This window comes from Streptomyces sp. DT224 (assembly GCF_049844595.1).
Lineage (GTDB): Bacteria > Actinomycetota > Actinomycetes > Streptomycetales > Streptomycetaceae > Streptomyces.
The window spans coordinates 176,199-201,277 of sequence record NZ_JBNCLI010000002.1 but is presented as its reverse complement, the minus strand read 5'-3'; the positions used below and the strand labels follow the sequence as shown (position 1 = coordinate 201,277).

At 74.5% G+C, this 25,079-nt stretch carries 22 protein-coding genes; 12 read left to right on the top strand and 10 right to left on the bottom strand.

What is annotated here, in order from left to right:
* The first annotated feature begins 131 nt into the window (after positions 1 to 131).
* A complete protein-coding gene (locus ACLQ2N_RS04650) occupies positions 132 to 2,120 on the top strand; it encodes a DUF5107 domain-containing protein (protein WP_425809294.1) in 1,989 nt (662 codons plus the stop codon).
* Positions 2,117 to 2,653 (top strand): AAA family ATPase, encoded by a 537-nt coding sequence (locus tag ACLQ2N_RS04645; RefSeq protein WP_425809292.1) that lies wholly within the window; start codon positions 2,117 to 2,119, stop codon positions 2,651 to 2,653. The genes ACLQ2N_RS04650 and ACLQ2N_RS04645 overlap by 4 nt, the downstream gene beginning before the upstream one ends.
* Here the strand turns inward: ACLQ2N_RS04645 and ACLQ2N_RS04640 are convergent.
* The 3 genes from ACLQ2N_RS04640 to ACLQ2N_RS04630 all read right to left on the bottom strand — a co-directional run bounded on the left by ACLQ2N_RS04640 (position 2,650) and on the right by ACLQ2N_RS04630 (position 5,541).
* Complete coding sequence (locus ACLQ2N_RS04640) at positions 2,650 to 3,003, bottom strand: VOC family protein (RefSeq protein WP_425809290.1); 354 nt, start codon at positions 3,001 to 3,003, stop codon at positions 2,650 to 2,652. The genes ACLQ2N_RS04645 and ACLQ2N_RS04640 overlap by 4 nt on opposite strands.
* A gap of 57 nt (positions 3,004 to 3,060) precedes the next feature.
* Positions 3,061 to 3,870: a methyltransferase domain-containing protein gene (locus ACLQ2N_RS04635; protein WP_425809288.1), complete on the bottom strand. Its 810-nt coding sequence runs from the start codon at positions 3,868 to 3,870 to the stop codon at positions 3,061 to 3,063.
* 174 nt (positions 3,871 to 4,044) lie between these two features.
* The gene (locus tag ACLQ2N_RS04630) at positions 4,045 to 5,541 is read right to left on the bottom strand and encodes a bifunctional phosphatase PAP2/diacylglycerol kinase family protein (RefSeq protein ID WP_425809286.1); all 1,497 of its coding nucleotides are present in this window, start codon (positions 5,539 to 5,541) and stop codon (positions 4,045 to 4,047) included.
* Between the two features lie 115 nt (positions 5,542 to 5,656).
* Here ACLQ2N_RS04630 and ACLQ2N_RS04625 point away from each other — a divergent pair, with 115 nt between their 5' ends.
* The 3 genes from ACLQ2N_RS04625 to ACLQ2N_RS04615 all read left to right on the top strand — a co-directional run bounded on the left by ACLQ2N_RS04625 (position 5,657) and on the right by ACLQ2N_RS04615 (position 8,908).
* Positions 5,657 to 6,430: an IclR family transcriptional regulator gene (locus tag ACLQ2N_RS04625; RefSeq protein ID WP_425810203.1), complete on the top strand. Its 774-nt coding sequence runs from the start codon at positions 5,657 to 5,659 to the stop codon at positions 6,428 to 6,430.
* A gap of 99 nt (positions 6,431 to 6,529) precedes the next feature.
* Positions 6,530 to 7,780: an aminotransferase class I/II-fold pyridoxal phosphate-dependent enzyme gene (locus ACLQ2N_RS04620; RefSeq protein WP_425809284.1), complete on the top strand. Its 1,251-nt coding sequence runs from the start codon at positions 6,530 to 6,532 to the stop codon at positions 7,778 to 7,780.
* A gap of 36 nt (positions 7,781 to 7,816) precedes the next feature.
* On the top strand, positions 7,817 to 8,908 hold the full coding sequence (locus ACLQ2N_RS04615; RefSeq protein ID WP_425809282.1) for an MBL fold metallo-hydrolase: 1,092 nt from the start codon (positions 7,817 to 7,819) through the stop codon (positions 8,906 to 8,908).
* Here the strand turns inward: ACLQ2N_RS04615 and ACLQ2N_RS04610 are convergent.
* Together ACLQ2N_RS04610 and ACLQ2N_RS04605 are read right to left on the bottom strand one after the other, a co-directional pair.
* Positions 8,856 to 9,482, bottom strand: coding sequence for a DedA family protein (locus ACLQ2N_RS04610; protein ID WP_425809280.1), 627 nt, complete (start codon positions 9,480 to 9,482; stop codon positions 8,856 to 8,858). The genes ACLQ2N_RS04615 and ACLQ2N_RS04610 overlap by 53 nt on opposite strands.
* Positions 9,479 to 10,261 carry an MBL fold metallo-hydrolase gene (locus ACLQ2N_RS04605; RefSeq protein ID WP_425809278.1) on the bottom strand — a complete coding sequence of 261 codons (783 nt, stop codon included), beginning with the start codon at positions 10,259 to 10,261 and terminating at the stop codon, positions 9,479 to 9,481. The genes ACLQ2N_RS04610 and ACLQ2N_RS04605 overlap by 4 nt, the downstream gene beginning before the upstream one ends.
* A gap of 226 nt (positions 10,262 to 10,487) precedes the next feature.
* On the opposite strand from ACLQ2N_RS04605, the gene ACLQ2N_RS04600 reads away from it, so the two are divergent.
* A complete protein-coding gene (locus ACLQ2N_RS04600) occupies positions 10,488 to 10,892 on the top strand; it encodes a hypothetical protein (protein ID WP_425809276.1) in 405 nt (134 codons plus the stop codon).
* A gap of 83 nt (positions 10,893 to 10,975) precedes the next feature.
* Complete coding sequence (locus ACLQ2N_RS04595) at positions 10,976 to 13,066, top strand: alkaline phosphatase family protein (RefSeq protein ID WP_425809274.1); 2,091 nt, start codon at positions 10,976 to 10,978, stop codon at positions 13,064 to 13,066.
* Here the strand turns inward: ACLQ2N_RS04595 and ACLQ2N_RS04590 are convergent, their stop codons facing one another.
* The 3 genes from ACLQ2N_RS04590 to ACLQ2N_RS04580 all read right to left on the bottom strand — a co-directional run bounded on the left by ACLQ2N_RS04590 (position 13,067) and on the right by ACLQ2N_RS04580 (position 15,774).
* Entirely contained in the window at positions 13,067 to 14,119 is a 1,053-nt protein-coding gene (locus tag ACLQ2N_RS04590) for a LacI family DNA-binding transcriptional regulator (protein WP_425809272.1), read from the bottom strand.
* Between the two features lie 74 nt (positions 14,120 to 14,193).
* Complete coding sequence (locus tag ACLQ2N_RS04585) at positions 14,194 to 14,769, bottom strand: DUF305 domain-containing protein (protein WP_425809270.1); 576 nt, start codon at positions 14,767 to 14,769, stop codon at positions 14,194 to 14,196.
* A 69-nt stretch (positions 14,770 to 14,838) separates the two neighbouring features.
* Positions 14,839 to 15,774: a DUF1996 domain-containing protein gene (locus ACLQ2N_RS04580; protein WP_425809268.1), complete on the bottom strand. Its 936-nt coding sequence runs from the start codon at positions 15,772 to 15,774 to the stop codon at positions 14,839 to 14,841.
* Between the two features lie 291 nt (positions 15,775 to 16,065).
* On the opposite strand from ACLQ2N_RS04580, the gene ligA reads away from it, so the two are divergent.
* From ligA to secD, 3 genes are all read left to right on the top strand, one after another.
* Positions 16,066 to 18,165 carry an NAD-dependent DNA ligase LigA gene (gene ligA / locus ACLQ2N_RS04575; protein WP_425809266.1) on the top strand — a complete coding sequence of 700 codons (2,100 nt, stop codon included), beginning with the start codon at positions 16,066 to 16,068 and terminating at the stop codon, positions 18,163 to 18,165.
* A gap of 163 nt (positions 18,166 to 18,328) precedes the next feature.
* Entirely contained in the window at positions 18,329 to 19,141 is an 813-nt protein-coding gene (locus tag ACLQ2N_RS04570; protein WP_425809264.1) for a rod shape-determining protein, read from the top strand.
* A gap of 613 nt (positions 19,142 to 19,754) precedes the next feature.
* A complete protein-coding gene (gene secD / locus ACLQ2N_RS04565) occupies positions 19,755 to 22,046 on the top strand; it encodes a protein translocase subunit SecD (RefSeq protein WP_425809262.1) in 2,292 nt (763 codons plus the stop codon).
* A 51-nt stretch (positions 22,047 to 22,097) separates the two neighbouring features.
* Here the strand turns inward: secD and ACLQ2N_RS04560 are convergent, their stop codons facing one another.
* Positions 22,098 to 22,907, bottom strand: coding sequence for a helix-turn-helix domain-containing protein (locus tag ACLQ2N_RS04560; RefSeq protein WP_425809260.1), 810 nt, complete (start codon positions 22,905 to 22,907; stop codon positions 22,098 to 22,100).
* 63 nt (positions 22,908 to 22,970) lie between these two features.
* Here ACLQ2N_RS04560 and ACLQ2N_RS04555 point away from each other — a divergent pair, with 63 nt between their 5' ends.
* Positions 22,971 to 23,276 (top strand): 4a-hydroxytetrahydrobiopterin dehydratase, encoded by a 306-nt coding sequence (locus tag ACLQ2N_RS04555; RefSeq protein ID WP_425809258.1) that lies wholly within the window; start codon positions 22,971 to 22,973, stop codon positions 23,274 to 23,276.
* A 4-nt stretch (positions 23,277 to 23,280) separates the two neighbouring features.
* Here the strand turns inward: ACLQ2N_RS04555 and ACLQ2N_RS04550 are convergent, their stop codons facing one another.
* Positions 23,281 to 24,243 carry a LysR substrate-binding domain-containing protein gene (locus tag ACLQ2N_RS04550; protein WP_425809256.1) on the bottom strand — a complete coding sequence of 321 codons (963 nt, stop codon included), beginning with the start codon at positions 24,241 to 24,243 and terminating at the stop codon, positions 23,281 to 23,283.
* A gap of 94 nt (positions 24,244 to 24,337) precedes the next feature.
* On the opposite strand from ACLQ2N_RS04550, the gene ACLQ2N_RS04545 reads away from it, so the two are divergent.
* Positions 24,338 to 25,078 carry a class I SAM-dependent methyltransferase gene (locus ACLQ2N_RS04545; RefSeq protein WP_425809254.1) on the top strand — a complete coding sequence of 247 codons (741 nt, stop codon included), beginning with the start codon at positions 24,338 to 24,340 and terminating at the stop codon, positions 25,076 to 25,078.
* The last annotated feature ends 1 nt before the right edge of the window (position 25,079 follow it).

Here is a 25,079-nt window from a genome sequence, read left to right as displayed (position 1 = left end):
GGAATTCCGGGCGCTGCGGGGGTCGGCTCCGGTCGGCAAGACACCCCTTGTCCGGGCGGCGACCGGCGTGTTCCATGGTCATCGGGGGGCGCCCGGACCTGTGGCGGCCCGCGCGAGGGAGCGAGGTTGCCTTGGCCACCACCGTACGACGTGCCGTCCTGACCCTGCCCGCGGCGGCGACCGGGCCGGAGAACCCGCTGCCGGCCCTGCGGCCGCTGGACGAGACCCACGTCATCGACGACCGGGACCGGGCCGGGCTTCCCCGCGACATGGCCCGCCAGCTCGGCCACGCGCCCCTGACCACCGTCCTGCCCGTCCGCCTGCTCGACGGTTACGGGCGCGAGCGCACCCCCACGGACCTCGACGCGATCGTCATCGAGAACGAGCACCTGCGCGTCACCGTGCTGCCCGGACTCGGAGGCCGTATCCACTCCCTCGTGCACAAGCCGTCCGGCCGCGACCTCGTCTACGCCAACCCGGTCCTCCAGCCCGCCGACTTCGCGCTCAACGGCGCCTGGTTCTCCGGCGGCATCGAGTGGAACATCGGCGCCACCGGGCACACCACGCTCTCCTGCGCCCCGGTGCACGCGGCGCTCGTCCCGGCGCCCGACGGCGGCGAGATGGTCCGGCTCTGGGAGTGGGAGCGGCTGCGCGACCTGCCGTTCCAGGTCGACCTGTGGCTGCCCGCCGACTCCGCGTTCCTGCACGTCGGCGTACGGATACGCAACCCGCACGAGCAGCCCGCGCCCGTCTACTGGTGGTCCAACACCGCCGTCCCCGAGGACGCGGGCACCCGGGTGATCGCCCCGGCCGACGAGGCGTGGCACTTCGGGTACGAGCGCGCCCTGACCCGGGTCCCGGTCCCCGAGAGCGGTGGCACCGACCGCACCTACCCGCTGCGCGGCGAGTACCCCGCCGACTACTTCTACGAGGTGCCCGACGGCGCCCGCCGCTGGATCGCCGCCCTGGACGAGCAGGGCCGCGGACTCGTCCAGACCTCCACCGATCTGCTGCGGGGCCGCAAACTGTTCCTCTGGGGCAGCGGGCGCGGCGGGCGGCGCTGGCAGGAATGGCTCACCGAGCCCGGCACCGGCGGCTACGCGGAGATCCAGGCAGGGCTGGCCCGCACCCAGCTGGAACACGTCCCGCTGGAACCGGGCGGCGAGTTCAGCTGGCTGGAGTCGTACGGGCCGCTCGCCGCCGACCCCTCCGTCGTGCACGGCGACGACTGGGCGGCGGCCCGCGCCGAGACCGAGCGGCGGCTCGCGGACGCCCTGCCGCGCGCCGATGTGGACGCCGCGTACACCGCTTGGCGCGCCCACGCCGACACCGAACCGGGCGAACGCCTCGCCGGCGGGTCCGGCTGGGGCGCCCTGGAGGTGCGACGCGGCCGGTACAAGCTGCCCGGCACGCCGTTCGGCGAGGACACGCTGGGTGAGGAGCAGGCCCCCTGGCTCGAACTGCTGGACCAGGGCACGTTCCCCGGCCCGGACGGGACGGTCCCCGGGCCCACCCTGGTCTCCCGGCACTGGCGCGACATGCTGGAGACGGCCCCCGCCGAACCGCACACCGAATACCACCTCGGCATCGCGCAGTGGCACGCCGACGACCGCGCCCAGGCGGTCCGCAGCTGGGAACGCGGTCTGGCCACGGCCGCCTCCCGCTGGCCGCTGCTGCGCTGCCTGGCCGTCGCCGCCCTGGTGAGCGGCCAGCGCGAACTGGCCGCCGAGTATTACGCGGAGGCGTTCGACGGGGTGTGCGCGGAGCGCCGCGACAGCGACGGGGCGTGGACCGCGGCCACCGCCGCGCTGGGCCGGGAGGCGATCGAGGCGCTCCTCGCGGCGGGGCGCACCGAGGCCGCCCGCACGGTGTGGCAAGGGCTGCCCCCGGAGGTCCGGGCGCGCGGCCGGTTCCGGCTGCTGGAAGCCCGGCTGCTGATCGCGGAGGGCCGGCCCGACGCCGCGAAGGCCGTGTTCGACGCGGGCTTCGAGGTCGCCGACCTGCGCGAGGGCGCGGAGATCCTCGAGGAGGTGTGGCACCGGCTCACGGACGAACCGCTGCCCGACGCGTACGACTTCCGGATGCGCCCGCCCGCCCGGGCAGGAGAAAGCACGACATGATCATCTGGATCAACGGGGCCTTCGGCAGCGGCAAGACGACTCTGGTCACCGAGCTGCACCGCAGGCTGCCGGACGCCCTCGTCTTCGACCCGGAGCACGTCGGCTTCCTGCTGCGCGAGATCGTGGAGGTGCCGGGCGGCGACTTCCAGAACATCCCGCTGTGGCGCAGGCAGGTGGCCTCGCTGGCCCAGGGGCTGGCCGAGGAGTACGGGCGGCCGGTCCTCGCGCCGATGACCGTGGTCCGCCGACAGTACGCCGACGAGATCTTCGGGGCCCTGGAGAAGGCGGGCGTCCCGGTCCACCACTTCTTCCTCGACGTCTCCGCGCCCGTACTCGAACAGCGGTTGCACGACCGGGTGCTGATGCCCGGCGATCCGGAGCGCGACGAGGCGGCGCGGCGCTGGGGGAAGGCACGGATCGCCGAATGCGTGGCGGCGGTGGGCAGTCTGCGGGAGGACACCGTGGTGCTGGACGGCGAGCTGCCCACCGCAGAGCTCGCCGCCCTGGTGCTGGAGCGGACGGGTCTTGGCTAGACCGGCAGGTTGCGGTCGACGTACTCGAAGACCGAGCCGTCCGGATGCACCGCGATGAGGTTGCGGCCGACCGGGGTCGGCACCGGGCCGGCGATGATCCGGGCACCGACCCGGGTCAGGGACGCGTGGGCCTCGTCCACATTCTTCACGGCGATGGTCGCGGTGACCTTGCGCAGGATCTCCAGCTCCGATTCGGGGCCGCTCATCAGCAGGAAGCAGCCGATCGCGGCGACGGACACCCCGCCGCGCTCGAAGCGGAGGGCCCGAGCGCCGGTCAGCTGCTCGTAGAAGGCCACCGCGCCCTCCAGGTCGTCGACGCAGATACGCAGCGTGGTTCCCAGGATCTCCATGGCGGCCAGGTTAGTTGGCCGCCCGCCGCCATGTGATCCCTTCGGCCCCGGCCGCGCTCAGGCGCGGCACAGCACCTCGCCGTGCGGCACCATGAACCAGCCGTCGTCCTGCGCGCCCCACTCGCGCCACGCCTCGGCGATCTCCGCCAGCTGCTCCGCCGTGGCGTGCCCGCCGTCCACCGCGCGCTTCGCGTACGCCGATGCGACGGTACGGTCGGCCCACAGCCCGCTCCACCAGGCCCGGTTCTCCGGCGTCGCGTAGCACCACGAGCCCGCCGTGGGTGTGATGTCGGTGAACCCGGCCCGCCGTGCCCAGGACAGCAGCCGGCGTCCGGCGTCCGGCTCACCGCCGTTGGAGCGGGCCACCCGGCCGTACAGGTCCGCCCAGCGGTCCATGCCCGGCGACTCGGGGAACCAGGTCATCGCCGCGTAGTCGCTGTCGCGCGCCGCGACGACGCCCCCGGGGCGGCACACCCGGCGCATCTCACACAGCGCCTGGACCGGGTCTCCGACGTGCTGGAGCACCTGATGGGCGTGGACCACGTCGAAGGAGTCGTCCGGGTAGTCCAGGGCGTGGACGTCCGCGATGGCGAACTCCACGTTCTCCAGGCGGCGTTCGGCGGCGGCCTCGGCCGCCTGGGCCAAGATGTCCTCCGTGGTGTCGACGGCGGTCACCCGGCCGGGCGCGACCAGTGCGGCCAGGTCCGCGGTGATGGTGCCCGGGCCGCAGCCGACGTCCAGCACGTCCAGGCCCGGGCGCAGTTCGCCGACGAGGTAGGCGGCGGAGTTGGCGGCGGTGCGCCACCGGTGCGAGCGCAGCACCGACTCGTGGTGGCCGTGGGTGTAGACGGCGGTCTCCTTCGACATGGCCGTGCATCCTTTCTCGAAACGCGACCGCGAAAGCGCTGATCGGTAGGACCACCGTAGAGCCATTCGCCGAATAATGAGATGGGTATCTTGCTATGTGGACGGCTGTCGGGCGCGCCAAAGGGCGGCCGACTCCCCGTCGACCGCCCCTCGTCCGCCTTTTGACCGGTCTCGCTACACCGGCCGCGGGCAGTACACCGTCAGCGCCTCCGGCAGCTTGTCGATCATCAACTCCTTCTCGCTGTGCGCCACTTCACCGTCGTACGCATACGGTGTCCCCGGCTTCAGGCCCGAGACCCGCACCCGCTGCCGCCGCACCGCCGCATGCATGGGGGAGCGGGTCAGCGGGCCCGCGACCGCCGCCGCGAGGAGCCTCAGCCCGGGCGTCCGGCCGCCGTGCACCACGCGGACGTCCAGCAGTCCGTCGGCGAGGTTGTGCCGCCGCCCGGGCGCCGGGCCCACCCGCTGGAACAGCCCGTTGCCGATGAACAGCAGCCACAACGGGCGGCACCGGCCCTGGAGTTCGGCCTCCAGGGGGCGCTCGCCGCGCAGGACGTGCAAGGCCGCGAGTACGCCCGCCGGCCAGCCGCCGATCCGGGGCGACCAGCGCTCCCGCATCCGCACCAGCTCCGGATACACGCCCAGGCTGAAGGCGTTCAGGAAGTAGCCGTCGGTGCCGTCCGGCCCCGGCCGGAACCGGCCCAGGTCCGCCCGCACCGCGCTGCCGGCCACGAGCGCGGAGCAGGCGTCGGCGACGGTCTCGATGCCCAGGTCGTACGCGAAGTGGTTGAGGGTCCCGCCCGGGAACACCGCGAGCGGCACCTCGTGCTCCACCGCCACGGACGCCGCCAGGTTGACCGTGCCGTCCCCGCCGCACACGCCCAGCGCCGTGCACCGGTCCGCCGCCTGCGCCAGCTCCGAGGCGAGCCGGCCGGGCGGGCACTCCACGATCTCCGCCTCCGGCAGCGCGCTCCTGATCAGCGAGGCCGTCGCGGTCGCCGTCCCCGACTCCTGGTTGGCGACCACCACCAGGCCCCGGCCCCCGGGCAGGGCGGGCGCGTCGGCCGGGGGTCTGCCCGGCGCGGGCAGCTGGCCCCTGGTCGGTATCACCCCGCGCAGAGCGAACGCCGCACCCACGCCGAGCGCCGCGCCCGCCAGCACATCGCTCGGGTAGTGCACTCCGGTGTACACGCGGGACGCCGCCACGGACAGCGCGACGGGCGCGACGACCGCCCCCCAGCCCCGCGACTCCAGCGCGACCCCGGTGGCGAACGCGGCCGCCGACGCCGCGTGCCCGGACGGGAACGACGTGGTCACCGGCTGCCGCTTCAGCCGCCGTATCACCGGCACGGCGTCCAGGACCGGCCGGTCCCTGCGGACCGCCCCCTTGCCCACCGTGTTGATCGCGGCCGCCGCCACCGCGAGCGAGGCGATGCCCCGCAGCGCGGCCCGCCGGGCCCGGGCACTGCCCCCGAAGGCGGCCATGCCCGCCGCGGCCCCGAACCACAGGAGCCCGTGATTGGCGCTGCGGCTCAGGCGGGGCAGCACCGGGTTCGCGGCCGGCCAGTGCCGTTGGGCCAGATTCTGGAACACGGCGAGATCGCGCCGGTGGAACCGGTCGCGCAGCCCGGCGATCCGGGACGGGACGGAAGCATTGCTCGCTGACGACATGCGACAGCGGATACCCCGCATCGCCGCCCCGAACCAGCGGCCACGCCGAAGGTAGCCTGTGATCGTCATACCGGTCACCGGCCTGGACGCCGGACAGGAGAGGGGGTGCACGGCCATGGGGCGACTCGTCCCCGCGGTGACCCGGGCGCTCGACGTGCTCGAACTCTTCCTCCAGGGCGACGGCACGCTGTCCGCCCCCGAGGTGACCCGCAAGCTCCAGCTGCCCCGCACCACCGTCCACGAGCTGCTCACCACGCTCGCCGCCCGGTCGTACCTGGTCACGGAACCCGACCGGCCCGGACGCTACCGGCTGGGCGTGCGCACCTACCAGCTCGGCAGCCGGTACGCCGACCAGCTCGACCTCGCCGCCGAGGGGCGCCAGGTCGCCCGGCGCGTCGCCGAGCGGTGCGGCGAGTCCGTGCACGTGGCGATCCTGGACGGCACCGACACCGTCTGCGTGGCCCAGGCCGACTCCACCCACGCCGTCCGCACGGTGTCCGCGGCCGGCCACCGGCTGCCCGCCCACTGCACGTCCGCCGGGAAGATGCTCCTGGCCTCGCTGCCCGCCCAGGAGCTCGACGCCCGGCTCGACGGCCTGGAACCGGCCGCCCTGACCCCGCACACCCTCACCGGCGAGCGCGAGCTGCGGGCCGCGCTCGACGCCGTACGGGAACGGGGTGTGGCCACGGAGCACCAGGAGTCCGACCCGGGAGTCAGCTGTGTCGCCGCCCCCGTGCACGACCGGTCCGGGCGGGTCGTCGCCGCGCTCTCCGTCTCGGTCCCGATGATCCGCTGGACCGAGGAGCGCGAGCGGGAACTCGCCGCCCTCGCCGTCGAAGGCGCCGACGAGCTGTCGGGCCGCCTCGGACACGACCGGATCCGCGCCTGAGCCGGTCCCGGCCACCGGGCGCCCGGCCCCGTTCCCTCGTATAAAGGTCCGGAGGGCGAACGGCTGGGCGAAGTGGCGGGCGGCGGCGAAGGAGGCCCGATGGGCCGGGAGCGGACCGGGCGGCACGAGCGCGGCACGGACACGGTCCGGGAGGACCGGGGCCCCGTACGGTACGGGCCGCCGGCCCCGTGGCCGGGACTGCCCGTGCTGCCGGAACTGGCCGAGGTGCTGGCCTCCGCCGCAGACCGCGCCGCTCCCGAACCCGCCGGCGGATCGGCCGCTCTGCGCGAGGCCGCCTGCGCCTACTGGGACCGGCGCGGACTGCGCGGCGGCCCCGAGCGCGTCGCGGCGGCCCCCGGCACCGCGCCGCTGCTCCTCGCCCTGATCGCCGCGCACGGAGGCGACGTGCTGCTGCCGCGCCCGTGCCCCGCCTCCTGGATACCGCAGGCCAGGCTGCTCGGCCGGCCCGCCTACCAGGTGCCCACGCCCGCCGAGTGCGGCGGCGTGCCCGACCCGTACGCCCTCCTCGAAACCGTACGCAGGGTGCGCGCCGAGGGCGGCCGGCCCAGGCTGCTGCTGCTCTCGGTGGCCGACGACCCCACCGCCACCGTCGCCCCGCCGGAACTCGTGCGCGAGGCGTGCGAGGCCGCCGTGGACGAGGGGCTGCACATCGTCAGCGACGAGACCTGGCGCGACACCGTGCACCGCCCGCACGACACGGTCCTGGTCAGCCCCGCCGAGATGTGCCCCGACGACGTGACGGTGGTCTCCGGACTGTACGGCGCGCTGGCCCCCGCCGCCTGGCCGGTCGCCGTCGCCCGGTTCCCGGACACCGCCCGCTCCGCCGCCCGCCACGCCCATACGCTCGACGTCCTCACCGCGCTCGGCGCCTCCGTCGCCGGGCCGGTCGCGGCGGCCGCCGCCCACGCCCTGCGCGAACCGGACGCCGTGACCGGACGCGCCCGGCGCTCCGCGGCCCTGCACGCCCGGCTCGCCGCCGAGGCGCACCGCGCCGTCCTCGGCTGGGGCGCCCTCGCCCGGCCCCCGCAGGCCGGCCGCCACCTCTACGCGGACCTCGGCCCGCTCCGCTCCCGGCTCGCCGCCCGGGGCGTCACCGACTCGCTCGAACTGGAGGAGTTCCTGTCCGCCCGGCTCGGCACCCCCGCCCCCGGCGGCCACCGCTTCGGCGACGAACTCGGCGCGCTCCGGGTCCGCCTGGGCACCGGCTCGCTCCTCGGCACGGACCCGGAGCGGCAGGCCGAGGCGCTCACCGCCCCGGACCCGCTCGAATTGCCGCACATCGCGGCAGCGCTGAGCATTTTCCGAGCAGCCCTCGACGCTCCGCGCTGACCCACCCCGCCGGCGCCCTCCTGGACGGGAGCCTCCATGACCGACCAGACCGAGACCCCGGTCGCACCCCCTGTGTCCTGCGGCGAAGTCGTCACCCCGCGCCCGCTCGGCGAGGTGCGCACCTGGCCCCGCACCTTCGCCGACCGGCTCACCGCCCCGCTCCCCGGCGTCCGGGGCATGTCCCGGCTGGCCCGCGAGCACGCCATCCGGCCCAACGCGGAGGGCCTGCGCCACATCCACCGGCTGCCGTACGCCCCCGAGCCCCTGCCGCCCGTCCCCGCAGGCGCCGCGTCCGTCACCTGGGCCGGGCACGCCAGCTGGATCATCCGCACCGGTGGCCTCACCGTCCTCGCCGACCCCGTCTGGTCCCGCCGCATCCTCGGTACCCCGGCCCGGATCACGCCCGTCGGGGTCCGCTGGGAGGACCTGCCGCCCGTCGACGCGGTCGTCATCAGCCACAACCACTACGACCACCTGGACGCCCCCACCCTGCGCCGGCTGCCCCGGCACACCCCGCTGTTCGTCCCGGCCGGACTCGGCCAGTGGTGCCGCCGCCGGGGCTTCGGCAACGTCACCGAACTCGACTGGTGGGAACACGCCGAACTGGACGGCGTCCGCTTCGACTTCGTGCCCGCCCACCACTGGTCCCGGCGCACCCTCACCGACACCTGCCGCTCGCTGTGGGGCGGCTGGGTCATCCAGGACACCACCGGCGCGGGGCACGGGAGCCGGATCTACTTCGCCGGCGACACCGGATACGGCCACTGGTTCGCCGAGATCGGCCGCCGCCACCCGGGCATCGACCTCGCCCTGCTGCCGATCGGCGCGTACGAGCCCCGCTGGTGGCTCGGCGACGTCCACACCGACCCGGAGGAGGCCGTGCAGGCGTACGAAGACCTCGGCGCCCACGCGATGGCCCCGATGCACTGGGCGACCTTCCTGCTGTCCGCCGAACCGGTCCTCGAACCGCTCACCCGGCTGCGGACCGCCTGGCAGCGCGCCGGACACCCCCGCGACCGGCTCTGGGACCTGCCCATCGGCGGCTCCCGCCTGCTGCCGCCCCGGCCGTCCGGCGTCACCGCGCCCACCACGCCCGCGTCCGGCGCCACACCGCGGGCGCCCCGCTGATCAGCAGCGTCAGGCCCACCGCCGCGACCACCCCCTGCCACGGCTCGGGGAACAGCGAACCGCCCAGGATGCCGATCAGCTGGTACGTCGCCGCCCACGCCAGACACGCCGGCACATCGCCCCGGGCGAACCGCCGCAGCTCCATCCGGCCCAGCAGGCAGGCCAGCATCACCGGTATCCGCCCGGCCGGCACCAGCCGGGACAGCACCAGGACCGTCGCCCCGTGCTCGTCCAGTTTGTGCTGCGCCTGCTCAAGGCGTTCCGGCGCCGCCCGGTCACGGATCGTCCGCAGCCACCGCGACCCGTTCTTGGACCGCACCCCCCGCTGCCCCAGCCAGTACAGGGACATGTCTCCCAGGAACGCCGCCGCCGACGCCACCGCGAACACCACCAGCAGCGAGAACGGCGACGACTGGTGGAACGCCACCACGGCCGCCGAACTCACCAGCGCGCCCGTCGGCACCACCGGCACCAGCGCGCCCAGCGCCACCAGCAGGAAGAGCGACGGATAGCCGACCGCCTGCCGCGTCGACTCGGCGGGCAGCTGCGCCGTCTGGCGCAGGAACTCGATCACGCGCGGCCCTCCGGCCGCACCCGCTCGCCATGCGCCAGCCGGTGCACCGCGACCTCCGGCGCCACCAGCGCCGCCTTGCGCACGAACTCCTCGCCCGGCGCGTGGAACTCGTGCGGCCGGACCCCGTCCATCCCGATCGGCCAGTACGTGCCGTAGTGCACCGGCACCGCCGCGCGCGGCCGCAGCCGGGTCAGCGCCTGGGCCGCCCGCCCCGCGTCCAGGTGACCGTGACCCAGGTACGGACCCCAGCCGCCCACCGGGAGCAGCGCCACGTCCACCGGGCCGACCGCCCGCGCCATGTCCTCGAAGAGCCCGGTGTCCCCGGCGAAGTACGTACGCGCCGCGCCCTCCACCACGTAACCGAGCGCCGGCGAGCGGTGCGGACCCAGCGGCAGGCGCCGGCCGTCGTGCAGCGCCGGGACCGCCCGGACCCGCACCCCGCCCACCGTCACCTCGTCGCCCGCGACCACCTCGGTGATCCGCAGACCGCGCGCCCGGCGCAGCAGCCGCAGCCCCGGTACCGACCGCACCGAACCGCGCGGCACGACCACCCGCGCCCCCGGGGCGACGCGCGCCAGCGACGGCAGGTGGAGATGGTCGGAGTGCAGATGAGAGATGAGGACCACATCGGCCACGGCCGCGTCCGGACCCGGCAGCTCCCCGCGGCGTCGCCGCAGATGCGCGAAGCGCCGTACGAACAGCGGATCGGTGAGGAAGCGGACCCCGGAGTCCTCGATCGTGCACGTGGCATGACCCCACCAGGTGATCTCCACCGGCACGCGACGCCTCCTCCTGCTCACCGGACCCTTCGGACCCCTCCACACCTGCCCGGACGAGCCTACGGCCAGTCGTACCCGAGCGGCCCGCGCACCCCGGCGCACCCGTGGATCACCGGCCGGGACACGTGCCCCCGTGCGCCCCCTCACCGCCCCGGAACGCTCCCTCGGCCTGCTCGTACGGGCGCATAGGGTCGGAGAACGACGAGCACGGGGAGAAAGACGGGCCATGGGGGACGTACGCGTGGCGGCCATCGCCAGCCTGACGCCGCTGGAGGAACTGGACAGCGATCCCTTCCTCGTGGACACCCGGGGCCAGCACGCCATGTGCGCCCGCTGGGCCGCCGACCAGGGCTATGTCGTCACCCGGCAGCTGCGCCTCTACGGTCTGCGCCCCGACCATCCGGCGCTCTGGTCCGACATCGAGAGCGGCGAGGTGGAGCTGTTCGTCGCCCCCTGCGACCGGGTCCTCGCCCGCGCCCTCGCCTCGGTGCCGGAATTCACCGCCGAGTGCGAGAGGCGCGGCGTACGCCTGGAGATCGCGGGGCTCGCCGAGCCGTCCTACACCGCCGACGGCAAGGCCGGCGTGCACCGCCGCCTCTCGATGCCGACCGCCGGATACGACGGCTGCTGACCGGCCGCAGGGCCGTCCGGCCCGCTGTGAAATCCTGGGACGGGGCCCGGAACGGCAGGGCCCGGACGTGAGGTGACGACGGCGTGGGCGACGGACGATGGCGGCGGACCGGCGCCGCGCTGATGCGCGTGATCGCGGTCTGGGCCGTCTCGACGCTCACCATGCTCGCGCTCGCCGGCATCCTCCCCGACTTCAGGCTCCAGTCCGCCGACGGCGACAGCATCACCAAGACGGCCTTCACCGCGGCCTGGGGCGCGGGCGCCTTCGGGCTGCTCTCCGCGCTGGTGTGGCCCGTGCTGGTACGGGCCCTGCTCATCGTCCCGGCCCTCGTCCTCGGCGCGCTCGTCTTCTTCCTCAACGGCTCACTGCTGCTGATCGCGCTGCGGCTCATCCCGGACGGCCGCGGCGCCGCCGCCCCGGAGACCGCGGTCGCCGTCGCGGCCGTGATGTCCGCCGTCGCCTCCGCGACCTCCACCGCCCTCGCCGTACGCGACGACAACGCCTACCGCCGCCGCCTCTCCCGCCTCGCCGACCGGCGCCGCCGGCGCACCGGCACGGGCGACGCGCGCGGGGGCCCGCCGGGCACCGTCTTCATCCAGCTCGACGGGGTCGGCCATGACGCCCTCGTCGCGGCGGCCGCCGGGGGTGTCATGCCGACCGTCGCCCACTGGCTGGCCGAGCCGGAAGGACACCGGCTCATGCCCTGGCGCACCGACTGGTCCAGCCAGACCGGTGCCAGCCAGCTCGGCATCCTGCACGGCACCAACCACGACGTCCCCGCCTTCCGCTGGTACGAGAAGGAGACCGGCCTCGTCATGGTCTCCAGCAAGCCCGCGAGCGCCCTGGAACTCCAGCGCCGCGCCATCACCCGCACCCGGGACGGCGGACTGCTCACCCTCGACGGCGCCAGCCGGGGCAACCTCTTCAGCGGCGGCGCCGTCCAGCTCGCGCTCGTCCTCTCGATGGCCGCCCGACTCGGCAAGGGCCGCCGCTCCCGGGCCGGGTACTTCGCGTACTTCTCCGACCCGGCCAACGCCGTCCGCACCGCCGGCTCCTTCGCCGCCGAGGTCTGCCGGGAGATCGCCCAGTCGACCCGCTCCCGCCTCCGCAAGGAGACGCCCCGCATCAAGCGCGGCGGCCTGTACCCCTTCATCCGCGCCTTCGCGACCGTGGTCGAACGCGATGTGGTGGTCGCGGCCGTCATCGGCGACATGTTCGCCGGCCGGACCGCCGTCTACGCCGACCTCGTCGCGTACGACGAGGTGGCGCACCACTCCGGACCGCGCAGCCGCGACGCGGAGAAGGTGCTCGCCCGCCTGGACCGGGCGCTCGCCCTGATCGCCAAGGTCGCCGAGCAGGCGCCCCGCACCTACCGGATCGTGCTGCTCTCCGACCACGGCCAGAGCCCCGGGGACACCTTCGCCGGGGTGTACGGGCTGACCCTCAAGGACCTCGTCCGGGCGGGCAGCGGACTGCCCGTGCCCCGGCGCGCCCAGCGCACCCGCAGCGCCTCAGAGGCCCGCGACGCGGTCCGGATCGCGTTGCACCGGCCGGTCGCCGGGGGCCAGGAGGAACACGTCGCGAAACCCTCCGACCCGATAGTCCTCGCCTCCGGCAACCTCGGGCTCATCTCCTTCCCGGACATCGAGGGCCGCGCCTCCCAGGAGCAGCTGGAGCGCCGCCACCCCGCGCTGCTCTCCACGCTCGCCAACCACCCCGGCATCGGCTTCCTGCTCGTCCGCAGCGAACGCCACGGCTCGGTGGTGCTGGCCCGCGACGGCGTACGGGTGCCCCTGGCGGAGCTGGCCGACGGAGAGGGTCCGCTGGCCGTGTACGGTCCCGGCGCCGCGGACGCGATCCGGCGGACGGACACCTTCCCGCACGTCGCCGACGTGATGGTCAACTCCATGTACGACCCCGCCACCGGCACCGTGCACGCCTTCGAGGAGCAGATCGGCTCGCACGGTGGCCTGGGCGGCGACCAGTCCCGTCCGTTCCTGCTGTGGCCGCGCACCCTGACCGACCCGCTGGACGCCGTCACCGGCGAGGACGGGAAGCGTCCGGACGAACTCGTCGGCGCCGAGGCCGTGCACCGGGTCCTCCGGCGCTGGCTCCAGGAGGCGTCCGGGCCCCAGGTGCCGGTGACCTCCGAGGAGGAGCCCGGCCGCGCCTGATCAGGCCGACTGCCGCCGTACGAGGGTCGGGTGGAAGATCACCGAAGGCGGCGGGTCCACCGGCTTGCCGATTTGCTTGAGCAGCAGCCGGGCCATCTCCGCCGACATCTCCTCCACCGGCTGCCGGACCGTCGTCAGCGGCGGATCACAGGCGAGCGCCGCGCTGCTGTCGTCGAACCCGACGAGCGCGACGTCGTCCGGGACCTCTTTACCGGCCCGCAGCAGCACCGGTAGGGCCCCGAGCGCCATCAGGTCCGACGCGATGAACACCGCGTCCAGGTCCGGCCGCTCCGCCAGCAGCCGCCGCATCGCCGCCGCGCCCCCGGCATGGGTGAAGTCGCCCTCGGCGGTCACCACATCCGAGATGCCGTGCGCCGCGGCCGCGTCCAGGAACCCGGCGAGCCGCGCCTGACCGGCCGGCATGTCCTGCGGGCCCGACACCGTGCCGATGCGGCGGCGGCCCAGCGCGGCGAGATGGTCGGCGGCCAGCCGCGCCCCGGCCCGCTGGTCCGCCTCGACATAGGTGAGCGGCGTCGGCCTGCGGGGCTGCCCGGCGAGCACGGCGGGCAGCCGGGTGTCGTGCAGCAGCCCGGGCAGCGGGTCGTCCGCGTGCGAGGAGATCAGCACCACCCCGTCGACGTGCCCGTGGCGCAGGTACGAAAGGAGCTGGTCGCGGGACTCCTGGTCGTCGGCCAGCATCAGGACCAGCTGGATGCCCGCCGGGCGCAGCACCTCCAGGAGACCGGTCACCACCCGCCCGAAGTACGGATCGGAGAACATCCGGCCGACGAACGGCTCGGGCACGGTGCGCCGCTCCCGCTCCGAGACGACCAGCGCGATCGAGTCGGTGCGCCGGGTCACCAGCGACCGGGCCGCACGGTTGGGCACGTAACCGGTGGCGTCCACCGCCGCCTCCACCGTCCGCCGCAGCGCCGGGTCCACCGTGGTCGCCCCGTTGATCACCCGGGACACCGTCGCCCGTGACACCCCGGCCACCCCGGCGACGTCCTCCAAGGTCACGGGACGGGCGGGCGGCGACGCGTCGGCAGGCATGCAGTCTTTATACCGGGTGGTACGACCGGTGGAGCAACGGCCATGGTTGCCTTGGTGTTACGTTGACCCGCTCGTCAGCCGGGAACGCCGGACGGGGCGGGCAGCCGGGCGATCTCGGCCCGGCGGGCGGAGACCAGGGCGGCAGCGAGCCGCTTGGCGTCCGGCCGGGTGCCGGCCCCGGTCTCGGAGCGCGACACCTGGGCGGTCTGGCGCAGATGGCCGCCGATCCGGTCCACCAGAAAGCGGTCGAAGGCCGCGCCCTTCAGCGTGCGGGCCCGTGCCAGGTCGTCGGCCGTCACCATGCCGGGCATGTGGTGGCCCTCGTGCACATTGGTGTCCGGGAGCCCCATCCGGGCCAGCAGCGGGCGCAGCCGGGCCAGTTCACCGGTCTGCGAGGTCCGCAGACCGGCCGCCCAGCGGCGTACGGCGGTGTCGCCGGAGCGGTCGGCGGCGAGCGACAGGAGCGCCACGGCCGACTCGTTCATCGGGGTCATGAGCTGCGCCCAGGCGGCGTCGGTCGGATCGGCGGGGGCGCCGGTGGCGGACGGGGCGGGCGGGGGAGTGCTCTTCGGCCCGGCCGCCGGGGAGCCGCAGCCGGCCAGAGGGAGGAGCAGCAGGGTGAGCGCCGCCGCGCTGCGGGCCGCTTTCATCGGGGCTCCCTCGGGGAGGGCCCGTCCGGGGCGCGGGGCCCCGGACGGGCGGGTGGGGACGGGTGTGCGTCAGGGGGTGCCGTCGGCCCCGCACTTGATGATGGCGTTGATGCAGTCGCGTACGCGCTGTGCCAGTTCGGCCTCGGGCCACACGTTGAAGAAGTCGCCGTGCATCGTGTAGCCGGGACCGGACGCCAGCCGGAACCTGGACGGGTCACCGTTGACCGGGTACCGCAGCACCTGGCGGAGCTTGGGCACCGGCACCGGGTGGGTGGCCGGGCACTCGCCGTTGACCGGGTACGACATGTGGCTCTTGTGGTCGGGCGAGTCGAGGTCCTTGCCGTTCCAGCACTGCGGGAAGTCGAGGTACGACTCCAGCATCGCGTCGGACGGGCAGTTGACGAAGTCGTGCGACGGGTTGACCTCGCCGTGGTGCAGACACGACCAGCGCGAGATCGTGTTGTCGTCCGGCCCGGTCGCCTTGGCGTTGCCCGCGACGATCCTCAGACCCCGGGGGAAGGGCTGGATCTGCCGGATGACGTCGTCCCGGACGCCCTCGCCCAGGTAGTAGAACGTGGTGCCGGTGGGCTCCACCTCCTTGTCCCCGTCGTACAGGGTCGGTACCCAGTACGACGACAGGTCGATGTCGGGTGAGCAGGTGCTCCGGGCCTTCTCCAGCGAGGCCAGGTCGGAGTGGCCGTTCGTGGAGTCGTTGCCGAAGAAGCTGTGCATGTGCGAGGCGCCGGGCAGGCCCGGGAAGACGATCGGGTCGTCGGGCGCCCGGTGGGTGTACGGGCACTCGGCGAGGAACTCGGCCACCCGGACCACGTCGGCGGCCGCCTTGGGGGCGGGGGCCGGCGCGCCGGCGGACGCGCTGCCGGTGGAGGCCTGAAGGAGGGTCAGGGCGAGCGCGGCGGCGGCGAGCGCCGCCGTGCGGTACCGCCGGGGCGATGGGATTCTGCGGTGGCTGTCCTCGCCGCTGCGTCGTTGACGGAAGAAGAGCACGGCACTCCTGTTCGGGGGAAGTGGTGGGGGGATGTGCCCTGATCATGAGCGACATGATCAGAGTGAGAGAGCGCTCTCTGTCAGGGAACGTAAGAGCGTGTTGAGGGCATGTCAATGCAGCTGACGAACCTTCGATTCCGGGTGTTGCGGGGGCGGTTCGGGTTGTGAAGGCGAGGAGAGCGCTCTCTCGGACATTCGTTGACCAAAACCCCTGGCGCCGGGCCTGGGAGAGCGCTCTCCTGGCCTCTCCCGACCTCTTCGGCAGGGGCGTTGTCAGTGGTGGGCGGCAGGATGGAGGGCATGACGAACTCAGCAGTCGTGCTCGCCGACCATGCCTCCTACGCCGCCGCCGTCGAGGAGGCCGCCCAGGCCGCCGCCGCGTACTACGCCACGGGCGAGAGCACGCTCGACGACGACGCCTACGACCGCCTGGCGCGCGGCATCGCCGCGTACGAGCGGGAGCATCCGCAGGAGGTGCTGCCCGCCTCGCCGACCGGCAAGGTGGCGGGCGGCGCGGCCGTCGGGGACGTGCCGCACACCGTGCCGATGCTCTCCCTCGACAACGTCTTCTCGGTCGAGCAGTTCGCCACCTGGACCGCGTCCCTGGAGCGCCGGATCGGACGGCCCGTCACCGCGTGGAGCGTCGAGCCGAAGCTCGACGGGCTCGCGGTCGCCGCCCGGTACCACGAGGGCCGTCTGGAACGGCTGATCACCCGGGGCGACGGGACCGCCGGTGAGGACGTCTCCCACGCGATAGGGACCGTCGTCGGGCTCCCCGCGCGGCTCGTGGAGCCGGTCACGATCGAGATACGCGGCGAGATCCTGATGACCACCGAGCAGTTCGAGCAGGCGAACACGCTCCGCACCGAGCACGGCGGCGCCCCCTTCGCCAACGCGCGCAACGGCGCCGCGGGCACCCTGCGCGCCAAGGACCGTGCGTACACGGTGGAGATGACGTTCTTTGCCTACGGCGCCCTGCCGCTGCCCGACTCCGGCGCCCTGGCCGCCGAGCTGACCGAGCTGCCGCACAGTCAGGTGCTCGCCCGGGTCGCGGAGCTCGGCGTGCACACCGCCGCGGACACGGAGGTCGCGCCGCGCACCGCCGCCACCGTGGAGGAGGTCCAGGCCCGGATCGAGGAAGTCGCCGCTCTGCGCGCCGCGTTGCCGTTCGGCATCGACGGCATCGTCGTCAAGGCGGACCTGGCCGCCGACCAGCGCGAAGCCGGTTCCGGCTCCCGGGCCCCGCGCTGGGCCATCGCCTACAAGCTGCCCGCCGTCGAGAAGGTCACCCGCCTCCTCGGCGTCGAGTGGAACGTGGGCCGCACCGGCATCATCGCCCCGCGCGCCGTGCTGGAACCCGTCGAGATCGACGGCTCGACCGTCAGCTACGCCACGTTGCACAACCCGGCCGACATCACCCGCCGGGACCTGCGCATCGGCGACCACGTGATGGTCTACAAGGCGGGCGACATCATCCCGCGCATCGAGGCGCCCGTCGCCCAGCTGCGCACCGGGGACGAACAGCCCGTCGTCTTCCCCGAGGCGTGTCCCCAGTGCGGTTCGGCGATCGACAGCAGCGAGCAGCGCTGGCGCTGTGTGCGGGGCCGCGACTGCCGGATCGTCGCCTCCGTCTCGTACGCCGCCGGGCGCGACCAGCTCGACATCGAAGGGCTCGGCACGACCCGGGTCGTCCAGCTGGTCGACGCCGGACTCGTCACCGACTTCGCCGACCTGTTCATGCTGGAACGCGAACAGCTGCTCACGCTCGACCGGATGGGGGAGACCAGCACCGACAATCTGCTGGCCGCGATCGACGCGGCGCGCTCGCAGCCGCTCTCCCGGGTCTTCTGCGCCCTCGGCGTGCGCGGCACCGGGCGCTCCATGTCCCGCCGGATCGCCCGGTACTTCGCGGAGATGGACCGGATCCGGGCCGCCGACGAGGAGGAGTTGCAGCGCGTCGACGGCATCGGCAAGGAGAAGGCGGCCGGCGTCGTCGCGGAGCTGGCCGGGCTCGCCCCGCTCATCGACAAGCTGGTCGCCGCCGGGCTGAACATGACCGAACCGGGCGCGACGCCGCCGCCCCCGCCGGGCGAGGAGGCCGACGAGGAGACGGCAGTCGGAGCCGAGGGCGCTCCGCTGGCCGGAATGACCGTGGTGGTCACCGGGGCCATGACGGGCGCGTTGGAGAAGCTGTCGCGCAACCAGATGAACGAGCTGGTCGAGCGGGCCGGCGGCAAGTCCTCCTCCAGCGTCTCCCAGCGCACGACGTTGCTGGTGGCCGGTGAGAAGGCGGGCTCCAAACGGACCAAGGCCGAGGGCCTCGGAGTGCGGATCGCGACGCCGGAGGAGTTCGCGGAGCTGATCGCCGAGTTCCTGCCGGTCGACGCGTAGGCGTGACGCGCGTGGTGGGCGGGCCTGGCGGCGTCCCTTCGATTTTGCCTGGGAGTGGCTTTCTTTGCCTCCCTATTGCATAGTGAGGGCTCGGCCATGCCTCGCGATCAGCGGGTCACTGGGTGTGTGTACGGCCGCGGCTGCGCGCCGGGGGTGAGGGGCGATGCGTTCTCTGCGCGACGGACGGCGGCACGACCGCTCCGGCCACCGGAACTACCGGGGTGCCACCCGGGGGCTCGCCCTCGATCTCGGCAGCTCCCGCACCCGGGCCTGGGTCCCCGGCCAGGGCGTCCTCACGGACACCGTCCACGGCGCCGGTGACTACGGCCCCGGCCGTCCCGTCCGGCGGGGCCGCATCGTGGACCCGGACGCGTGCGGCCGGATGCTGGCCCGCATCTGCGACCGGACCCTGGGGGAGCACCGTGAGGACGCGGTCATCGTCCTCAGCCACCCCGTGCTCGCCGGCCCCGGGCACCGGGCCGCCGCCCGCGACCTGCTCCGCGCGCTCGGCCCCTCGGACGTCATCGTCCTGGACAGCGCCCGAGCCGCAGCGGCGTGCGCCGGTCCGGGGGACGGCGGCCCGCTCCTCGTCCTCGACATCGGCGCCGAGCTGACCGAGGCGACCCTGCTCGTGGACGGCCTGGTGCGCGACGCACGGCTCGCCGAGACCGGGCTCAGCGACCTGGACCCGGGCGAACCGCCCACCGCCGCCGTCCGTGCCGTCCTGGACATGGTCATGGCCATGTGGCGGCAGGACCCGCACGGCGCGCTGCTCGGCGCCCTGCGCAGGGGCCCGCTGCTCGCCGGAGGCGGTGCGCTGCGGCCGGACGTCACCAACCGGATAGCGGTCCGCCTCGGCGTCCCGGTCCGGCGCACGGACGACCCGGCGACCACGGTCGTCCGCGGAGCCGGACTGGTCCTCAGCTCCCTCCTCCGCCACGCCGCGGCGCCCGCCCTGCCCGTCCGCCCCCGGTGATCCCGCTCCCGCTCCCGGGGCGCCCGTCCGCCGCGCGGCACTGTCTCGTCGCCCTGCTCCTCGCGGTGCTCGCCCTCGTCGGCGGCGCGCCCGCGGCGGCCGGGGCCGGCCTCCCCGTACACGCGACGGCGGCCCTTCCCGCGACAACCGCCCCCGTCCTCCCCGTACGGGAGGCGACCGCCGAGCGCTCCTCCGGGACGGCCGCGGTGGCCGGGGCACCCCGGACCGCCCCGGCCACCGCTCCCTGGACCGCCCCGGCCGCCTCGGCCGTTCCGCCGCCCGCCACCGCCGACCGGGGCCAGGACACCACCCCGTGGGCCGCCGCCGAGCATCCCCGTACCGCCCACCAACTGCCCCCGCCGGGCCCCGGCGGGCTCGTCCCGTGCCCCGCGCGGGCCCCGCTTCCGCGGTCCGTCCCCTGGTCCGCCCCTGCCACCCCCGCCTCCGCCGTGCAGCGCCCGCGCGTGGCGCTGCCCGGCGTGCGCGGGCCTCCTGGGTGTTCTGTCCCGCCCGGGGACCGCTGTGCGGTCCCGCGACCCATCAACGCCGTGCCGTTCCCGCCGTCCTGACCGGGGTGGGGGCCTGCCCGGCGCCCCCTCGGAGGAAACCCGCAATGACGCGCGCCACCACGGTGCGGGCGGTTCTGGCTGCGGCCGTGCTGCTCGTCTCCGTGTTCATCACGCTGACCATGTCCCCCAGACTCGGCCTCGACCTCCAGGGCGGCACCCGCATGGTGCTCCAGGCCGAGGACTCCGAAACCGCGAAGGCCGACCGCGAGAGCACCGACCGCACCCTGGAGGTGCTGCGCCGGCGCATCGACTCGCTCGGGGTGACGGAGCCGGTCCTCACCCGGTCCGGTGAGGACCGGATCATCGTGGAGCTCCCGGACGTCCAGGACCCGCGCAAGGCCGCCGATGTCATCGGCAAGACCGCCCGGCTCACCTTCCACGCCGTCCAGGGCCCCGGCGGAACCGGCAAGGACGGCAAGGGGCTGACCCTGCCCGACGAACAGGGCCGCGAACTCGCCCTCGGCCCCGCCGCGCTCTCCGGCGCCGGGGTCAAGGAGGCGTCCGCGTCGTTCGACGCCCAGCAGGGCGCCGGCTGGACCGTGTCGCTCGACTTCCACAAGGGCGCCGGCCGGGACTGGACCCGGCTGACCGGGGAGGCGGCCTGCCACCCGGTGCAGGACGAGCGGCGCCGGGTCGCCATCGTGCTCGACAAGCGGGTGATCTCCTCGCCGCAGGTCTCGCCGACGGTTTCCTGCGGCACGGGCCTGCCCTCCGGCTCCACGCAGATCACCGGCTCGTTCAGCGCGGACGAGGCCCGCGAACTCGCCCTGCTGATCGAGGGCGGCGCGCTGCCCGTGCCCGTCGAGATCGTGGAGCAGCGGACGGTCGGCCCGACGCTCGGCGCCGCCGCGATCGACGCCGGCGCGCGGGCCGCCCTGATCGGCGCGGCGGCCACCGCCCTGTTCGTCATCGTCGTCTACCGCCTCTTCGGCGCCCTCGCCGCCGTGGCGCTCGCGGCCTACGGGGTGATCTCGTACGCGGCCCTCGTCGCCCTCGGTGTGACGCTGACCCTGCCAGGGCTCGCCGGTTTCGTGCTGGCGATCGGCATGGCCGTCGACGCCAACGTACTGGTCTTCGAGCGGGCCAGGGAGGAGTACGCGGGGCGGCCCGGGAAGAGCCTGCGGGCTTCGCTCGCCGCCGGGTTCAAGGGTGCCTGGAGCGCCGTCGCCGACTCCAACGTGACGACGCTCATCGCGGCCGGGCTGCTGTTCTTCCTCGGCTCCGGACCGGTCAAGGGGTTCGGCGTCACGCTCGCCATCGGCGTTCTGGCATCCATGTTCTCCGCGCTCGTCATCGCCCGCGCCCTCACCGAGATCGCCGCCCGCTCGCGGTTCGTCGCGGACTACCGGGGGGTCAACGGCATCGCGATCCCGGGCCGGGTGCGGACCTGGCTGACCCGGCGCGACCCGCAGCCCATGCGCTTCCCGCGCCGCTGGCTGACGGTCTCCGCCGTCCTGATCGCGGTGGCCGTCGCGGGCATCGTGGTACGCGGGGTGAACCTCGGCGTCGAGTTCACCGGCGGCCGGCTCGTCGAGTACTCCACCAGCCGCCCGGTGGACGTCGAGACCGCGCGCACCGCCCTCGCGGGCGCCGGGTTCGGGGACGCGGAGGTCACCACGGCCGGCGCGGGCGACATCTCCGTGCGCGCCGGGGAGCTCGACAACGACGGCGAACACGCGGTGCGGGCAGCGCTGGCCGCCGAGGGCGGCGAGGCCACCAAGGTCCGCGACGAGCTGATCGGCCCCAGTCTCGGCGACGAACTGCGGCGCAACGCCCTGATCGCCCTGGCCATCGCCGTGCTCGTGCAGCTGGCCTACCTGGCGGTCCGGTTCCGCTGGACGTTCGCCGTCGCCTCGGTCGGGGCGCTCGTGCACGACGTGATCATCCTGGTCGGGACGTTCGCCTGGCTGGGGCGCACCGTCGACGGCATCTTCCTGGCGGCGCTCCTCACCGTCATCGGGTACTCCGTCAACGACTCCGTCGTGGTCTTCGACCGGGTCCGGGAGCTGTGGGCGAAGGCCCGCCGCAAACTCCTCGCGGACGTGGCGAACCGGGCAGTCCTGCAGACCGTGCCCCGGACGGTGAACACCGGGATGGGCGCCCTGTTCATCCTCACCGCCCTCGCCCTACTCGGCGGTGACTCGCTGGAGGACTTCGCGCTCGCCCTGCTGATCGGCGTCGTCGTCGGTATGTACTCGTCGGTGATGACCGCCGTACCGGCCGCCCTGCTGCTGGAACGCACCAGCAAGGCGCCGCCGCCCGCCCGCACCCGGGCCCCGCGCGCCCGGCAGGGCACCGGACGCCGCGACCCGCACGACAACGGGGCGCGGGTGTAACGCGGACGGGCCCGTGTCACCGAAACCGGCGGACACGGGCCCGGTCCGCCCTCAGAGCACCGGCGAGCGCAGATACGCGGCGGTGTCCGCGTCGGCCGGCAACAGCGTCTCGATGGCCAGCTCCGCCACCGTCACGTCCATCGGCGTGTTGAACGTGGCGATCGAGGCGACGAAGGACAGCACATGCCCGTCGTGCTCGATGACCAGCGGCAGGGCGAACGGCACCGACGATGAAGGCGGCTGCCAGTCCTCGTGCCCGTCCGGGCCCGCCGGCAGCGGGTACCCCGCGACCTCCTCGTACAGCGCGCGCAGCTCCGGCGAACGGACCAGCGCGATCTGGCGCTCCATCTGGGCCAGCAGGTCCGCCCGCCACGCGCGCAGGTTCCGGATGCGCGGGGCCAGGCCCTCCGGGTGCAGGGTGAGCCGCATCGCGTTCAGCGGCGGCGCCAGCAGGTGTTCCGGCACGCCGTCGAGCAGCCGGGTCATCCCCTGATTGGCCGCCACCACGGTGTACGTCCCGTCCACGACGAACGCCGGATACGGCTCGTAGCCCCGCAGCAGCCGGTCCAGGCCGTCCCGCAGCGCCCCCATCGCCGGGTCGTCGAGCGCGGTCTCCGCGTAGTGCGGGGCGTAACCCGCCACCACCAGCAGGGCGTTGCGCTCCCGGACCGGCACGTCCAGGTGTTCGGCGAGCCGCAGCACCATCTCCTCGCTGGGGCGCGAACGCCCCGTTTCGATGAACGAGATGTGCCGGGCCGAGGAGCCGGCCCGCAGCGCGAGCTCCAGCTGACTGATCCGGCGCCGCTCCCGCCAACTGCGCAGCAGCGGCCCTACCCCCGTGTCGAGCGCGACAGTTGTCATACAGAGACCGTAACGTCACCGGCACCGCCGACCGGCATCGACCACCAGTGAGGGAGCCGCCCCATGCCCGCCGCACCGCTGCCGCTGAACGAGATCGAGGACCGGCTGCGCGAGCTGCCCGGCTGGGCGCTGGAGGGGGACCGGATCACCCGTACCTACCGGCTGCCCTCGCACTTCGCCGCCGCAGCCCTCGCGATGCACGTCGCCGCGATCCAGGACGAGCTGAACCACCACAGCGACCTGACGCTGGGCTACAACACCGTCGCCCTCTCCGTGAACTCGCACGACGCGGGCGGCAAGGTCACCGAGAAGGACCTCGGCCTCGCCGCCAGGGTCGCGGCGGTGGCGCCCGGCCACAGGGCGGAGTAGCCGCTCACGCCGCGGCGCCGAACCCGGGGTGCGTGGCGAGCCAGCGCGTGTAGCTCTCGCTGCGCTCCACCGCCTGGGCGTACGCCGCCCGCGTGTGCCCGCTCACCGCCGCGGCCGCCGCCGCCGCGGCGGCCGAGCGGGGGTGCCGGCCCAGCAGGTGGCGCCAGCTGAGCGGCGCCCCGGCGACCGGACGTGTCACGATCCCCGGCGTCGGCGGGAACGTCGCCCGGCACAGCCCCACCGCGCGCCCCACCTGGACGAGATGGACGACGGACGAGGTGTCCGTCTCGTACACCGACACCGGGCGGAACCCCGCCCGCGCGCACGCCGCCACGAAGCAGTCGGCGAAGCAGCCGTCGCCCGGCACATCCGCCCAGCACTCGTCCGCCAGCTCGGACAGCTCCAATTCGCCCCGGGCGGCCAGCGGGTGGGTCTCGGGCAGCATCACGAAGACCGGATCGACCCCGATGACCTGCCACTCCAGCCGGTCCGGCTCCGGCGGGGCGCTCTCGCCGCAAGTCCCGATCAGCGCGAAGTCGAGCCGCCCGTCCACCAGTTGCGAGGCGATCTCGGCCACCGACCAGGAGGTGTACGTGGACACCGCAGCCGCCGGGTGTGCGGCCGCCAGCCGGTCCACGAGGCCCCCGAGGAGCGGGCCGTGCGTGCCGCCCAGCCGGAACCGCTCCATGGACCCCATCGCGTTGGCGAACCGGACGGCCTCCTCCTGCAGTTCACTGACGGCGGGCAGCACGATCCGGGCACGCTCCAGCACCAGTTCGCCCAGCGGCGTCGCCCGCGCGCCCGTGTGGTCGCGGTCGAACAGCGGGCCGCCGAGCGCCTTCTCGATCCGCCGCAGCTGTGCGCTGAGGGCGGGCTGTGCGAGGCCCAGGGCGGTGGCGGCCTTGGTCAGGCTGCCCGTGTCGGCGATGGCACGTACGGTTCGCAGATGGCGCAACTCCAGCTCCATCACCGCACGTTATGGCCCCCGTGGCCGCACGGCAATACGTCGTTGGTTCAGACCTCTGGTTTGCGCCCGGAGGCGGCACTAGAGTCCCCTCCCGATGCTGGATTACAACCAAGAGGCCACGGTCTACGACGACACACGTGGCGGGCTGCCGCGCGCCGAGGCGGCGGCCGCCGCCGTGCTCGGCCTGGTCCCGGACACGGCGCGCTCCCTGCTGGACATCGGCTGCGGTACGGGACTGGTCACCAGAAGGATCGCCGCCGGGCGCCCCGGGCTGCGGGTGACCGGCTCCGACGCCGCGCCCGGCATGGCCGCCGTCGCCCGGCAGCGCGTCGGCGCCGTCGTGCTCGCGGACGCCCGCCGGCTGCCCCTGCCCGACGCGGCGGTGGACGCGGTCACGGCCGTCTGGCTGCTGCATCTGCTGCGCGAAGAGGGCGCGGTCCGGGCGGTGGTGGCGGAGGCCGCGCGGGTGCTGCGGCCGGGCGGGGTGTTCGTCACCACCGTCGACAAGGACGCCGCGCACGACGTGGGCAGCGACATCGACGAGGTGTTCGCCCCCTGGCCGGCGCCGACCCCGGCCGACGGTACGGACCTGGTCGTCGCCCATGCGGCGGAGGGCGGCCTCGACGTGGCGGGCGATGCGTTCTTCACCGGACACGGGCAGGGCCGGTCACCGGTGAGCGCGGCACGCGGGGTCCGGCGGGGCTACTACATCTCCCGCCTGGTCCTGCCGGGGGACGCCGCCGAACAGCTCGCCCGGAGCCTGGCCGCCCTGCCGGACCAGGACCGCAAGCGGACCGACCCGGAATACCGGCTGCTGGCCTTCCGGCGCAGGTAGC

Bases quoted from the DNA above. Each gene is read 5' to 3' on its own strand.
- ACLQ2N_RS04645 (WP_425809292.1), top strand. From the start codon at position 2,117: ATGATCATCTGGATCAACGGGGCCTTCGGCAGCGGCAAGACGACTCTG.
- ACLQ2N_RS04600 (WP_425809276.1), top strand. From the start codon at position 10,488: ATGGGGGACGTACGCGTGGCGGCCATCGCCAGCCTGACGCCGCTGGAG.
- ACLQ2N_RS04630 (WP_425809286.1), bottom strand. From the start codon at position 5,541: ATGTCGTCAGCGAGCAATGCTTCCGTCCCGTCCCGGATCGCCGGGCTG.
- ligA (WP_425809266.1), top strand. From the start codon at position 16,066: ATGGAGGGCATGACGAACTCAGCAGTCGTGCTCGCCGACCATGCCTCC.
- ACLQ2N_RS04640 (WP_425809290.1), bottom strand. From the start codon at position 3,003: ATGGAGATCCTGGGAACCACGCTGCGTATCTGCGTCGACGACCTGGAG.
- ACLQ2N_RS04545 (WP_425809254.1), top strand. From the start codon at position 24,338: ATGCTGGATTACAACCAAGAGGCCACGGTCTACGACGACACACGTGGC.
- ACLQ2N_RS04555 (WP_425809258.1), top strand. From the start codon at position 22,971: ATGCCCGCCGCACCGCTGCCGCTGAACGAGATCGAGGACCGGCTGCGC.
- ACLQ2N_RS04570 (WP_425809264.1), top strand. From the start codon at position 18,329: ATGCGTTCTCTGCGCGACGGACGGCGGCACGACCGCTCCGGCCACCGG.
- secD (WP_425809262.1), top strand. From the start codon at position 19,755: ATGACGCGCGCCACCACGGTGCGGGCGGTTCTGGCTGCGGCCGTGCTG.
- ACLQ2N_RS04590 (WP_425809272.1), bottom strand. From the start codon at position 14,119: ATGCCTGCCGACGCGTCGCCGCCCGCCCGTCCCGTGACCTTGGAGGAC.
- ACLQ2N_RS04625 (WP_425810203.1), top strand. From the start codon at position 5,657: ATGGGGCGACTCGTCCCCGCGGTGACCCGGGCGCTCGACGTGCTCGAA.
- ACLQ2N_RS04550 (WP_425809256.1), bottom strand. From the start codon at position 24,243: ATGGAGCTGGAGTTGCGCCATCTGCGAACCGTACGTGCCATCGCCGAC.
- ACLQ2N_RS04560 (WP_425809260.1), bottom strand. From the start codon at position 22,907: ATGACAACTGTCGCGCTCGACACGGGGGTAGGGCCGCTGCTGCGCAGT.
- ACLQ2N_RS04620 (WP_425809284.1), top strand. From the start codon at position 6,530: ATGGGCCGGGAGCGGACCGGGCGGCACGAGCGCGGCACGGACACGGTC.
- ACLQ2N_RS04615 (WP_425809282.1), top strand. From the start codon at position 7,817: ATGACCGACCAGACCGAGACCCCGGTCGCACCCCCTGTGTCCTGCGGC.
- ACLQ2N_RS04585 (WP_425809270.1), bottom strand. From the start codon at position 14,769: ATGAAAGCGGCCCGCAGCGCGGCGGCGCTCACCCTGCTGCTCCTCCCT.
- ACLQ2N_RS04635 (WP_425809288.1), bottom strand. From the start codon at position 3,870: ATGTCGAAGGAGACCGCCGTCTACACCCACGGCCACCACGAGTCGGTG.